General features: G+C 37.0%; 12 protein-coding genes. 4 read left to right on the top strand and 8 right to left on the bottom strand.

Going from position 1 to position 12,678, the window contains the following annotated elements; all coding sequences use genetic code 11:
• The coding region (locus tag NWF01_00170) for a hypothetical protein (protein MCW4023438.1) at positions 1–316 on the top strand (316 nt) is incomplete at its 5' end.
• A 160-nt stretch (positions 317–476) separates the two neighbouring features.
• Positions 477–755 (top strand): hypothetical protein, encoded by a 279-nt coding sequence (locus NWF01_00165; protein ID MCW4023437.1) that lies wholly within the window; start codon positions 477–479, stop codon positions 753–755.
• A gap of 607 nt (positions 756–1,362) precedes the next feature.
• On the opposite strand, the gene NWF01_00160 is transcribed toward NWF01_00165, so the two are convergent.
• The 3 genes from NWF01_00160 to NWF01_00150 all read right to left on the bottom strand — a co-directional run bounded on the left by NWF01_00160 (position 1,363) and on the right by NWF01_00150 (position 4,480).
• Positions 1,363–1,932: a polysaccharide biosynthesis C-terminal domain-containing protein gene (locus NWF01_00160; protein MCW4023436.1), complete on the bottom strand. Its 570-nt coding sequence runs from the start codon at positions 1,930–1,932 to the stop codon at positions 1,363–1,365.
• Entirely contained in the window at positions 1,832–2,944 is a 1,113-nt protein-coding gene (locus NWF01_00155; GenBank protein MCW4023435.1) for an oligosaccharide flippase family protein, read from the bottom strand. Before NWF01_00155 ends, NWF01_00160 begins: the two co-directional genes overlap by 101 nt.
• Positions 2,945–3,874: 930 nt before the next feature.
• Positions 3,875–4,480 (bottom strand): class I SAM-dependent methyltransferase, encoded by a 606-nt coding sequence (locus NWF01_00150; protein MCW4023434.1) that lies wholly within the window; start codon positions 4,478–4,480, stop codon positions 3,875–3,877.
• A 394-nt stretch (positions 4,481–4,874) separates the two neighbouring features.
• On the opposite strand from NWF01_00150, the gene NWF01_00145 reads away from it, so the two are divergent.
• The gene (locus NWF01_00145; protein ID MCW4023433.1) at positions 4,875–5,096 is read left to right on the top strand and encodes a hypothetical protein; all 222 of its coding nucleotides are present in this window, start codon (positions 4,875–4,877) and stop codon (positions 5,094–5,096) included.
• Between the two features lie 217 nt (positions 5,097–5,313).
• Here NWF01_00145 and NWF01_00140 read toward each other — a convergent pair whose 3' ends face one another.
• Both NWF01_00140 and NWF01_00135 read right to left on the bottom strand, forming a co-directional pair.
• Complete coding sequence (locus NWF01_00140; GenBank protein ID MCW4023432.1) at positions 5,314–5,583, bottom strand: hypothetical protein; 270 nt, start codon at positions 5,581–5,583, stop codon at positions 5,314–5,316.
• 431 nt (positions 5,584–6,014) lie between these two features.
• Positions 6,015–8,534 carry a polysaccharide pyruvyl transferase family protein gene (locus NWF01_00135; GenBank protein ID MCW4023431.1) on the bottom strand — a complete coding sequence of 840 codons (2,520 nt, stop codon included), beginning with the start codon at positions 8,532–8,534 and terminating at the stop codon, positions 6,015–6,017.
• 906 nt (positions 8,535–9,440) lie between these two features.
• On the opposite strand from NWF01_00135, the gene NWF01_00130 reads away from it, so the two are divergent.
• Positions 9,441–9,593, top strand: coding sequence for a hypothetical protein (locus NWF01_00130; GenBank protein MCW4023430.1), 153 nt, complete (start codon positions 9,441–9,443; stop codon positions 9,591–9,593).
• A gap of 386 nt (positions 9,594–9,979) precedes the next feature.
• Here the strand turns inward: NWF01_00130 and NWF01_00125 are convergent, their stop codons facing one another.
• The 3 genes from NWF01_00125 to NWF01_00115 form a co-directional block, all read right to left on the bottom strand.
• Complete coding sequence (locus NWF01_00125) at positions 9,980–10,699, bottom strand: methyltransferase domain-containing protein (GenBank protein MCW4023429.1); 720 nt, start codon at positions 10,697–10,699, stop codon at positions 9,980–9,982.
• 125 nt (positions 10,700–10,824) lie between these two features.
• Complete coding sequence (locus tag NWF01_00120; GenBank protein MCW4023428.1) at positions 10,825–11,598, bottom strand: hypothetical protein; 774 nt, start codon at positions 11,596–11,598, stop codon at positions 10,825–10,827.
• Between the two features lie 147 nt (positions 11,599–11,745).
• Entirely contained in the window at positions 11,746–12,594 is an 849-nt protein-coding gene (locus NWF01_00115; GenBank protein MCW4023427.1) for a hypothetical protein, read from the bottom strand.
• Between the last annotated feature and the right edge of the window lie 84 nt (positions 12,595–12,678).

The raw sequence follows: 12,678 nt of genomic DNA, 5'->3' as shown, positions 1-12,678 counted from the left end.
TGTTTCGAAACTGAGCTTGTCCAAAGCTAATAGGCAATGGGGGAAAATTCCGAAAGCAGAGAAAGGAAAAGACACGTATGAAATTGACCTCATAGGAAACAGTAAAAAAGCCACATATGTCTTTGAGATTAAATGGCAAGAACTAAAGTACAGTGACTCCCTCAGATGTCTAGAACATTTAGTTTCTAAAGCTAAATTTGTTGAAAAATTGCCTCAAGATGTTCTATTTGGAATTGTGGCTAAGAGAATTGACAATAAAGAAAAAATAAGAGCAGCAAAGTATCTTGCGTATGATTTAGATGACTTTGACTACTAAAATCAGATTTTGTTTTGATAGAAGTAGAACGGTTGTTTTTGCTGTTTTGTTGGGTTGTTTTTTTGAGATAAAGCTTAAATTGGTTGCAGGTTGCGTCAGTAAACGTCGTTAGACGTCAATAGAAGTCGTTAAGCGTCAGCAAAAGGATGGGTGTTCTGGTTTGCCTCTTACTCAAAAAGTCACTTTCCAAACGCCCCTGCAGAGAGGCAACCGAGTCCAGGTTCCAAAGCTGATACGTTGGCAATTCAAAATGGAACCCAACCAAATCCTCAAAGTCACCACAAAAGCAGTAAACGTCTGGGGCAACATACAGACCTTTTATGCGCGGATGGGAAAAGACGGACGTATATTCATACCGCAACTTCAAGTGGAACTCATGAAAAACAGAGAAAAGAACTTGATACACTACGTTATAGAAGTAACCCTAGAGCCCGCATGAAGAACTTGGGTTCGAACATAAGCATCTCTTACACAAGAGTGCTTGATGCAGAGAAAACAGAGCGTGAGAACGAAACAAAATGGACATGCGGCGTCAGAGCAACCACGCGATCAGACCAGGCACGATAAAAGGCAACGCTGTAGCCAAAATGGTCAAAGTGAACGACTCGCCTCTTCCGAGGCGAGCATCCACTAATCCTTAAGACCGATTGATGTATTCCTCAATTTTGGCACTGGTAACAACGCCTGCAGTGCGAACAGCATAACCCTCAGACCACAAATGCCCACCCCAAAACCGCAACTTAAGCCTAAAAAACTCCTCAAACAACAACTTGGCAGAAACACACTTAAAAACATTAACCAAAGTCCTCGCCTTTTCCAGATCTATCACCCCCTCTTCCAATGGTGACAGACCTATCAGAGCATTGAAAAGACAGAATTTGTGGACGCATTCATCCTGCCGCTACCGCGGCAGGTATTCTGCCAGTTTTTTTATAAGCTTATTTAATCGCACCCAAATAGCTTGATAGGTCCACCAGACCCATAAATCAAATTTTCTAAATATTCACGAATTAAAAATACCGCATTTTTCAAAAATATTTCAAAATTTATGAATCAAACACGAGCATCAACTTGCGCTGGTACTTGAAAATAGGAGTAGTCACAAACTTTAAAAGCGGTATTCTTCCAGTTATTCTGGCTAATTCTTGAAGTTCCTCTTTATTCACAACATGCATCAAAGGCATTAAAGTAACAAAGACAACCAAATACGTAAATATTCCAAAAGCCAAAACCACCAAGGAGTTAAGCGAAGTTAAGAACAACAGAGCCAAAGAAGGAAAACTGGAAACAGCAGACAGCAAATAAATAAGTAGCAGCGATTTAAAATCAAAACTAAGTTTAAGTTGCTTTACTGCAATAAGTGCTGCATATAGAGAAGCGATTGCCCCTGCAATTAAGTACGCCAATATAACTCCAATAACACCGTATGCCTGAGCAAGTATAGGAGATAAACCGAGTAAGATTATAAAATTAATCAAGGTAACATTCATAGTTAAACGAGTTTTACTTAATCCATTAAACACACTTGTTAAAGTAAGATAACCTATACCAACAAGAAAAAAAAAGTGAACAATTAAGCGACAAAAACAGCGGAGCAGATGTATAATCGGATCCATATAGTAGTTGTACAATTGGCTCAGAGAAAAGGATAACCAAAGTTGTAATAGGGATCATCACCAAGCTAGTGTATTTATTTGCTCTTTTGAAAAAGGCATTAACCAATTTGGGTGAGGCTTCCAACTTCGAAAAAGCCGGAAGAAGTGCAGTTGAAATCGCTGTAAGAATAAGAGTTAACAACATTGCAAAATTATATGCAGCCCTAAAGTTGCCAATAAGTGTATCCGATGCAAAATGAGCAAGAATAAGTTGCTGGTAAAGAGGGAAAAAACCAACCAAAACCACAGAGACATAAATAGGCATACCATAGTGAGCTAAAAGTCTAAAAGAACTCGAATAACTCACCTTTAAAGAGCCACTCTCAGAATTGAAAGTATCTTTTAAAAACGTGAAATATAATAACATAACTGCAAATATCGATGTAACTATAAAACCACCAATGTAACCAATTAAAGCCCCAGTTACTCCAAACCCCATGATAACTAATGTAACCTGCAATATTGTTCTTAAAATCGATTGAGTGTTCGATACTAAAGCATAATATTCTGATCGATCTAATCCCACAAAAGCAGAATTAAGTGTATTACATATTATTTGAAACACCAATGAAACTGAGGCGATTTGGACTAAAAATGTAAGGTCAGGTCTATTAATTAAAAGTGCGAAATAATTAGCAAAAAATATACTAAAAACAGAGAATGCAAAACCGAGTCCTAAACGAAAGAGCAACCCATGAGAAATCATAAGTGCAGCAGTTGCATCTTTTCCTTCTGAATGAAAGGCAGCCACAAATTTTGTAATTCCAGCTTTAATCCCGAGATCTGTGAAGAGTAACAAAAGGCCAGGAATTACAGTAACAAGACTGTATTGACCGTATAATTCAGGACCTAGAAACCTACCCACCAACACAACAGAAATTGCCAGAATCACAGAGGATAAGAAAGTTCCCGAAAACATAAAGAACCCGCTACGGGCTAAATCTTCGGTTATTCTGGTTAATTTATCCACCATGATAGTACGCTTCTTTTAATGTGCCTTTCTCTACACAGATTTTTGTTGCTAATGTTCATCGAATGATATAAAGATAATCAACAATTTTTTAGCGCACTGTAACCCGAGTCTTTTAACGAAGACACAATAATTTGCTTTAGAAAACATATGCATTATTTGTGATATTACGCTTTCAGAAATATTATGAAAAAAACTTTTGAATTAGGAAGCATGATTTTAATATATGTGTCCCTTTATCGAAAAATAACAGGTGAGTGAATATGATTAGCTTTAAAGACGAAGAATCAATCAAAAACTTGGGCAAGCTTTAGTATACTAGCCCAAATCACCAACATATCCAAAACAGGGGCAAAAAAATCAAATATTAATTAAAACCCACATCAACCCCAACTAACAAAATTCCTAAAAGTCCTATCAGAAAACGATCTACTTCAAAAAACAGGTTGTAATGGGAAAGAGGTTTATCAAGCTACACAGCAGGGTATGAACTTCTTAACAAGACATCGCCAAACCACAATATTACTATTCAAATAAAATGACGCTGAAGCAGGTTGGGGCCCAAGCTGAACAATGGCGATTGCTCTTTTCTGATAATTTGGTTTCATAAGTGACTACTACGATGCCAAAGATATTTGTGCCATATTTAGAAAATGCCTTACCTTTTGCTATAATATGGGTGCAGAAGTGAAGGGAGTTGGACAGAGAGTTAGATCGATATTACCGCGAGCACTAGCCAGTAACTGCCTACGGCAAAGTTGAGGTTTTTCATAAAGCATACGCGTATTTAATCTTGACCGTGTTAGGAAGCCCCGGAGAGCTTACATAGGCTTAACAACAACTACATAAAACCACGCGAAGGATTATATGTTAATCTTGCAGAAGCAAACAACATAGCAAAGAAGTACCCTTTTTCGTGCAGAACAAAGTTTATCACAGCTTATTTTCAAGAATTATAACATCAAATGGTAAACAAAAGAGATTCAAGAAACGTAAGGTCGCATTGGGAAATATGGTTTTTAAGTAGGCAGGTTTAGGGAGCATTATTACCTCGTAGTTGTTCTTGTTCATGTGACCAATCTTTAGCCCCAGTTTTAGAATTAGAAATTTTTTTGCTTGTTCAGGCACAAATTGGAAAAAAGGCATGAAATAGTGTGGTTCAACAAATGTATAGTAATGGGGGCAGGAAATGAAATAGCCATTCTTGGCAACTCGGCGCAATTCTTTGCTAAACCTTTCTGCGCCACCTTCTATGTGCTCGATTACTGAATTAGAAATAACGTAGTCCACTGATTTATTCTTGAAGGGCAGGAATCGCGCATCGGCTATCACGTTTTCCCATTGATCACTTTTTTGGTTTGTATGCAAGTTAATGTTAATGCATTCACAATAAGAACTTAACGGTTCAAAGCCTTTTGAAACCCCACCAATGTCTAAGCAAATATCTGTTTCATGTATTGAAAACGAATTGATGAAAGAGGCAAAAATTTTTGCACGGTGTTTATGAAAGATTACTTTATATGCAGGAACTGCAGACATTAACGTTTTGTTCGGTTTTTGCTTGACATTCAAATTAACGAGTATCACCACCTTGCCTCGACTGATTTACTAGACAACTCCCTTTCTTGTCACAAAAGATTTTTTTTCTACAACCTGCACATTTAATAAGAGTCCCCCCACAGTTTCTATCAAATTAATTTTTATTGCATGGTAAAAAAAGAGTAACTATTTATATTTTGCGGAATTGTGTGTAATTTTACATTTTCAAAACGCACTATTTGTCTCCATGTAGACCTGTGAAGCAGCCAAGCTTTTCGTTAACAAAATACTGGTTTCAACGCAAACCAAAGAAACAGAAAACCCGGACTACAGGCAACTGGTAAACCTCAGAATCATACTCTACGTCTATAAGAACGCTAAAACGGCACCCGCGTTGAAAAAAAAACTTCAAAAACACCGCCGCGCCCTCAAAAATAGGCTTGTAAAATGCGTTATACAAAAAACACCGTCGGTTGCTGCTGGTGGCTTGCTACAACATTTTGGAAGCAACCGTCAGGAAAAACACATACATTCACCCAAACCCAAACGTGTGTTTCAACGATGCACTGGTGACTCTTACACCGCTGTGGACATTTTTGACATGGAAGCTAAATAGGGGTTACCTCCGAGAGGCTACTTAGAAGACTAAGATTCATGTTGTCGCCAACCACCTCGGTCTACCCTGAAAGCCATATTTACATTGGGCATCCATTATAACTGGCTTTTTTTGAAGAAGCTCATCTATAGAGGATTTAGAGGTACAATATGTTCTGGCAGATGACGGCTACTACTGTCCTCTTCCAAATCCACCATTTGGCAACTGAGGGCTGTACTCAACTAAAACTTAAAGCAATAGCCGCCCTATAGAAGTCGGCTATCCGATGGCCCTCCAACATATGACACATCAACCCCTCAACACCAAAGCCGACCAAGTCTTCGGATAGAGAATAAACAGACCTAGTGTCAGCCTTCGCGTCAGCCAGTACAGATGGCATAATAAACTGTGGAATGAACATATCTGCCTCAAAGGTTTGATAAAAAAAAAGGCCATTTACCACAATTTCAAAGAAATAACCTTCTGAAAGTAACACATCAAAAATCACGTCAAACTATGCCCCTTCCTTCAAAGATTATCATTCTGATGCTTTTGATTTCGCTTACCCGAACTGCCCACGCATTCGGCACTTTGCAATAACATCAGGCACGTATACATGGAATCCCAAAGCCAAACAGACCTCTTTGCCCTTGGCATATGTTCCTTAAGGAAAGTACATTAAAGAGGAAATTCAGGTATTTAACGTTGAGTCGTTCTCTGTGCATTTCTCCTCGCTTTCATAATGCGTTGATAAAGCTGAGTTGTGTTCTGTAAAAGTACGGAATTGAGACTGGGTGAAGTGTTTCTTGAATTTTGACGGCGCGCTCTTAATCTACTCGTAACGCCTAGCTATAAAACCCACATATTATGTGAGTTAATCCGTAATTCAACTCAGAGCAAAAAATATTAGATAACCCAAAACGCAAGCAGCCAAATCATTTAATCAATATTTAAAGCATTAAAAGCCGTATTCTTCTCCAATTGATCTATTTTTGATTTTATGATAACTCGTTCAAATTCGTGGTTTTCAATCAATTTATTCAAACTTTTAATAATAGCATCGTTTTCAATGACCTTTCTGAAATCGAAAAAGTAGTCTATTTGATTGAAATCTTTCATCAACTCGAAGTATTTTGTTGCCCACCCCATTGTGAGAACGGGAACACCATTCTTGTAAGCAAGTATAATAGAATGATAACGCGATGCAATTATAAAATCAAATTGTGATATTATCTGCTCTACATCCAGTACATTTAAGTCACCAGTAATTAGCTGAACGTTATCCTCATTACAATATCGTTTCTTTATTTCCTGACACAACGACAGATCCATTTGAGCATGCGATAGTAGAAAAATTCTCTTACCAGAATCAACTAATTTTTTAATTAAGGAATCATATACACAGAAAACTTTTACAGAGCCAACACGTTTTACAAGCTTCATATTGGGAATTATACCTACAGAATTTTTAGGAATTGTCATAACAGATGAACTAATTTGCTTATTAAATATATTACACTGGTCGTATTCTCCAGCAACTAAAACTAAATCACTCTTTTTTTCCACATTTTTACACGTAAACTTTCTCAGATATGTCATACCTTCATGCTCCCTAGCGAAAATCTTTGTCGGATATTTAAGGTATTTCCACATTAAGGGATAGAGGAGCAACTTTTCCCACAACGGATAATCAAACGGCCCAAAAGATTGTGGAAAAACATAAAATGGAATACCGAACTTCTTGGCAACAACTATATTCAATAAATAGCTATAGGAGCATATATTAAAAGATAGAAAAGAGCTAAACTTATTGGAGAATAAGCTGTATCCGCTCACATCAATAAAAAAAGCAGCATTTTCTATTATCGCTCTCAGGTTATCCTGATAATTAAGTTGTGTTATCCAAACGTCTGATAAACGCTCTCTTTTCAGAGGATAAAAAGAGCTAAGCAGATTTAACCTAGTTCCAAAGCCCCAAGGCATGATTTTGAAGGCGAATAAGCTTTTTTTCGACGCATCTTTCTCAAAAGTGCTAGTAGAAAATAAATAAACATCTTTATCAGGAAACCTTCTCTTCACCTGGTCCACTACGACAAAAGTCATTGCATGCGCACCCATATTCTCGGATAAATCCCCTCCAATAATAATCACGTTTTTGCCTTTTCGACCACCTCTTGTTTTGAGAGTATTACCCCTGTTACTGAAAAAAGAAAAAAAAATTGCAGCAATTTTTATTACGTCTTTAAAAAGTTCAAAATAAAATTTCGCACCAAACAAAAGGTTTGAGAGCTTCATCTTCCGAATTTTATACTTTTGCCCAAACTCAACATATTTTTTCAGTTTCAAAAGATCTTTTTTAGTTTTTTCCTCAATTTGACCTGAGTAACCACCTAAAAAGAAACCGTTCTCATTAATCATTGACTTTGAGAATTCTAAATTCTTTTTTTTCAAAGAAATCTCTTGAGAATTTGTGACTGCCTCCATATTCAATTCGATTAAATTGAACAGATCAGCATATTTATCGAAAACTTTTTTTCCCTTAGAAGTTCTCACTATAACTGTTGAACTTTCGGGTAATTGACACCACTTTATGTAGCAATCACCCAATGATATGTCAGCTAACTGATTTAGTTTGTCTGAACAATAGAGGCATCGTTCTAGCTGAAAGAATTTTTTAACTTTAATTCGTTCATTTCTATGAACTATAACTTTTCTGTTCGAATCTAAATATAGCTTTGTGTGACCTGGCCACCCACCAACCTCTTTGTTCTTAAAATCAAATTTTATTAATTTCTCAGTCCGTTTAGAATACCCATCCTCGAGATAACGGACTATATTGAAGTTCAATGTACTGTCGCAGAATAATCCAAGAAAGAGAAGATTCTCGCAGCTTATATTTTTGTAACTAACATATTTTTTGATACCTAATATTTGACAAGGGGTACCCACGATGATATAATTGGGACGGCGTTCTTTCTCCAAAGTTTTAATCACGTTATAGACAGACGCTGGGATGTACTTAGATTTTGCAGCATTTAAGACAACGTCAATCTCTTTAGTTAATTTGAGTCTGGCAGGAGAGCCAGTAAAAGTATCAAACTGAAGAACGAAGGCGCCAGCGTACTCACCCGCCTCCAGCAGCTTAACAATTAATTGTGTAATAACTCCACCGCTCGCCGAGTTACGTCTAATATTTTGATCCTGACAACAAGCAGAATAAATTTTCTGAAAGGAGCCAGTTAAATCTTCTTCAAACCGAGTGTTTTCTCTAAATTTCAAGTTTTGACTAATTCCGGGGCAAACTTTCATACAAAAACCACAATCGTTGCACTTTGATTCATCAATTCTGGGAAGGAACTGCCCACATTTATACTCCATTGTAATGGCCCCCTGAGGACAAGCGACATAACAAATCTCACATGAGACACACAAATTAAGCGAAATTTTCGAGACACTCATCGGTACTTCAACTCCAGAACACTGTTGAGTTAGCGAAACTTTGGTTTTTATTTATTTTTCAAATTGCGATTGGGATAGTTATACTTTCCGCCAACTGTTGGCCCTTCAAGATGCTAAGTAAATCGACGATTGAAATATTAATACGCGATATCGTGACAGATGCAATGATTTATGAATCACCCACCTAAAAATACTTGGAAGTACCCTAAATGATAGGTCAAATGTTTAGTGTATGTCGCGTAGTTCACTAACTTTCTTTTGTGGAAGAAGGACAATTTCAAGAAGTAAAGTGTAGGCAGTCTACCAAAAACCAGTTGCAGATTCTACCTACAAAAGAACGGAAAAGACAGATCAAAAGCAGGAAATAGCACAGTTACCAAAATGCCATTACTGCCTTAACTGCGACACGTACTTCATGGAAGCAAAGGCAATTCAACGTACAGAAAGCCCGCCCCAGAACCTGAAATACTAAGCATAAGCAAATATCTTGTTGAGAAAAACGGAGTGAGAAGCAGTGAGCGGTGACTTACTGGTCAACCATCAAGACAATATGGTTATTACTGTTGAACATTGCTGAGCGCGCGGTGAGAGTGACACTGAGGAGAATTTGGTTTGTTGCAGTATGTTGATGAGTTATACATGTTTGTTGGAAAAAAGAAAAACACTTAAACGAAGACCCTGCTCCTTTAAACAAGTAATTGCTGAGGCTACCACTGCCGTGAATAGGCATTCGTATTTGCTTGTGACTTTTTCGGTGGCAAATAAACAAGAAAAATTTATTGAAAGGACGTTAAAGCTTGTCAAGCGTGACAACGCCGCTTTCTTGGATAGAAAGTTACAATTCTTAAATGGTAAAAGTAAGTATCTGTATGTGTTTCCCGGTTGCTCCTGGGGGATTAGTAAATTATGAGCGGTGTAAAAGTGAAGGCGTACAGCGTTTCATGCGCAAGAATAAACATGTTGTGCATGGAGTTGGCTATTGAAAACATGAATGTTGAGAACTCAGAACATTGCAGGAGAGTGGAGGATTCGGAAGGAGAAGCGTTTTGCCAAGAATAGAAGGCAACTTATCTTGCGCGGTTGGGGGCATTTCAATTTAGCTGAAATCCAGTAACAAGTGAGAAAGAGCACCACCGAAAAACGGGCTATACTAAGAATCCAGGTGTGAACTTGACATAACTTTTCCATAAAAACATTAACTATTACAATTTAGAACACCGGCAAAGTTTTAATTAATGAAAGAATTAATGAAAGGTATTTTTACCCAACACTGAAAATTTCAAGCAAGTACCTAAGTTGTACGATAACATAAACAGTAAGTTATTAACGAATACGGAACAGTAAAATCTAACCAGTTCTATGACTACTAATTCAAACCAGCGCCTGAACTACAAAACTCACGGCACTAAAGCGGTACTTAAATGGTTTGCAAAGAAAACTTCCTTTTAAATGTTTACAGCTACAACAATAATATGACACCCAAAATATCTAAAGGCACTTGCTTCAGCTTTGCGCAAAAGTTTTCTTAAAGAAGACGCAATCCTTTGATTACGCATTCCATCCAAGGGAGGCATCATGTAATCAACAATTACAGGCTCAAGCCCTTGTTCACGTAGCAAGTTCAGCAGTCTTTTTTGTGTATATATTCTTGCACGTTCAATCTTATTTCTTAACAACAAAGGCATCCAAGAAAGGAACGGTATGCCTATGCCGAGAATGTTCCTTATTTCTGTCGACATTATTCGCATACCATGAGTCTCAAATGGGAAAAACTTATTAGGAACGGTTATTAACAACGCACCGTTCCTTTTTAAGACACGCTTTGCTTCCTTTACGGCTTTTTCCTCAAAGGGTAAATGATCAAGTACCTCAACCATTAAGACAACATCAAAACTTGAATCCTTAAAAGTGAGCGCCTGTCCAGCAGCATTAATCCTTTCGCAACTTTTAGCCTTTAAAAGATATTTTCGATTCATATCGAAGCCAACTACAAGATCAGCGTTACATGCTTTAGCGAACTTGCTATATGCACCAACTCCACAGCCTAAATCCAAGATCACCTTATCGTTCAACGAGTAAAAATTCATCAAAACTTCAAACCGCCTCATCACACCCCATTCATTACCTGAAAAACCAGTTGGTGCGCCTCCACAAAGTATCTTCATAAATCTACACCATTCAGTATAGAAGATTTGCTTTTTACTGATATAAAGTAATCGATACATAAAACGCCTTTGAATTACTGAGAAGTAACGCGCTGAAGTATAACTATGGTTTACAGAATTTTACATTAATCCCCTTTAACGTAAGCTCTTATTGAGCCACTTGAGTAGACCCCATTCAAATTTTGTAAAATGTATTTTTCATATAAAATTCTTGCGTCACTATAATTAGCATATCCCTGCATCACCATTTTAGCATCTTCATAATCATTAAACAGTACAGCATTAAAAGTAGTTATTTCAGTTTTATCAAAAGCTGCCATCACTACATTTTCATCTGGAAAAAATGGGCGACGTAATAATGAAGTAAAACTATCGCCATACATATTTTTCTGATAATCCATATAACCTTCCAGAAGCACGTTAGTTCTACAAGATTCGTACTCTATTAAATGCAAATGCAGGCTCACCCAAATAACGGGGCCATTAATTTTTCCGATAACGTAATTAGCACCTTGCAATGAAGATGAGGGAGCATAAACACCAGAGTCATTATCGTTTCGTACTATCGGCGCAATAAAAATGAAAACTATCATTGAAACTAAAAGAACAAACGTAAATAACTGATTCAAGCGTACTTTCGGAATCTTTGATTTTACCCCAACTTCTTTTGTTTTGTTGATATAAAACGGAACCAGTAAAGCGAAAGGTATAACTGAATAACAGTAGAAACGAGTAATTGGCTCAGAAGTTATTGGCATAAACAATGCTATAAGCAGATAACAGCCGATAAAACTACCGCCTACAAGAAGCAGCTTCCGCTTATCACTTGGCACCTCCTTTGCGGCAACAAAAGTAAGAATTACAAGCAATAGCCCACTTAACACTACAAAAATAGTCATGAAATTTTTTATCATAAGAGGTATAACTCGTAGATATGAAGAAGAAGAAGATACGATGATAGGCAGTAATGTTGATGTATGCTCAACCAATGCCCTACCAAGCAAGGTGAAAGCTGCTTTAAAAGAACCTCGACCTAAATAAACTAGTCATGAACCCCAAATCATAAGAATAGATACCGGAAAGATGATGTTTCTCTTTCTAACATAACTTTTTAAGGGAATTAAGAAAAGAAGTGAGATAAATAATAGAAGCGGAGTTGCAAGTATATACGTTATTGTTGATGCCCCCACAAGCAATAGCAAAATTGGGCGCGTTTCTTTTTCAGGCACTCTAATTGTATCTGAAGCAAAAATAATAAATATAATTAGAAAAACGTAAGTTAAATTGCCGGGATACACATGAAATACTCGAGTAGACATAAATGCTGTGAAACAAAAAGGCGCTATAATAGCAAAACGCGTATTCACTAGTTTAAAAGAAGCAACATATAACAACAGTAATATTATTGTCGATATCAACAAGGGATAGTAGCGCATAAAAAGCAAAGAGTCCAAACCGGTTATTTGTAGGAAAAATGAAAAGAAAATATAACCTCCAGGTTCATTCGAGGCAGCCATCATGCTTAACGGTGCAGGAGTATGACCACCACGAAGCGGAATCTTAAGCGCAGCTGATGTATGGATATAAGTGTCTTGATATAGTGGTTGTTCGTATACAAAAGATTGAGTCCCGTATACGATAAGTACGAGAGAAAAAATTAAAAAGACATCAATCAACCTTTGCTTTTTTGTGGAGAGGGAAATTTTCAACCTGAGTAATAAAAGAGCTAACAATAAGGCAACACTTAACCAATAAAAAGGTGAAAGATGCTGAGCAAAAAAGAATGTACTCGGGGGAAGTACCTCATCAATAACGGGTGTAGTTATAATGGAGATAGAAGAAAAAGCAATTACGAAAAAACTTAAAATAACTAAAGCTTTTGAAGATTTAATCACTAAAATCACTCAACATATTTTCCGGAATAAACAGTGTTTGACGTATGAGCCGCTAAAATAGCGCCAGCCTATTTTAAATTAAAT

This window comes from Candidatus Bathyarchaeota archaeon (assembly GCA_026014585.1).
Lineage (GTDB): Archaea > Thermoproteota > Bathyarchaeia > Bathyarchaeales > Bathycorpusculaceae > Bathycorpusculum.
The sequence above is the reverse complement of the archived record's forward strand: the minus strand, read 5'-3'. Positions and strand labels throughout refer to the sequence as shown.

Bases quoted from the DNA above. Each gene is read 5' to 3' on its own strand.
- NWF01_00125 (MCW4023429.1), bottom strand. From the start codon at position 10,699: ATGAAGATACTTTGTGGAGGCGCACCAACTGGTTTTTCAGGTAATGAA.
- NWF01_00135 (MCW4023431.1), bottom strand. From the start codon at position 8,534: ATGAGTGTCTCGAAAATTTCGCTTAATTTGTGTGTCTCATGTGAGATT.
- NWF01_00130 (MCW4023430.1), top strand. From the start codon at position 9,441: ATGAGCGGTGTAAAAGTGAAGGCGTACAGCGTTTCATGCGCAAGAATA.
- NWF01_00155 (MCW4023435.1), bottom strand. From the start codon at position 2,944: ATGGTGGATAAATTAACCAGAATAACCGAAGATTTAGCCCGTAGCGGG.
- NWF01_00160 (MCW4023436.1), bottom strand. From the start codon at position 1,932: ATGGATCCGATTATACATCTGCTCCGCTGTTTTTGTCGCTTAATTGTT.
- NWF01_00120 (MCW4023428.1), bottom strand. From the start codon at position 11,598: ATGACTATTTTTGTAGTGTTAAGTGGGCTATTGCTTGTAATTCTTACT.
- NWF01_00150 (MCW4023434.1), bottom strand. From the start codon at position 4,480: ATGTCTGCAGTTCCTGCATATAAAGTAATCTTTCATAAACACCGTGCA.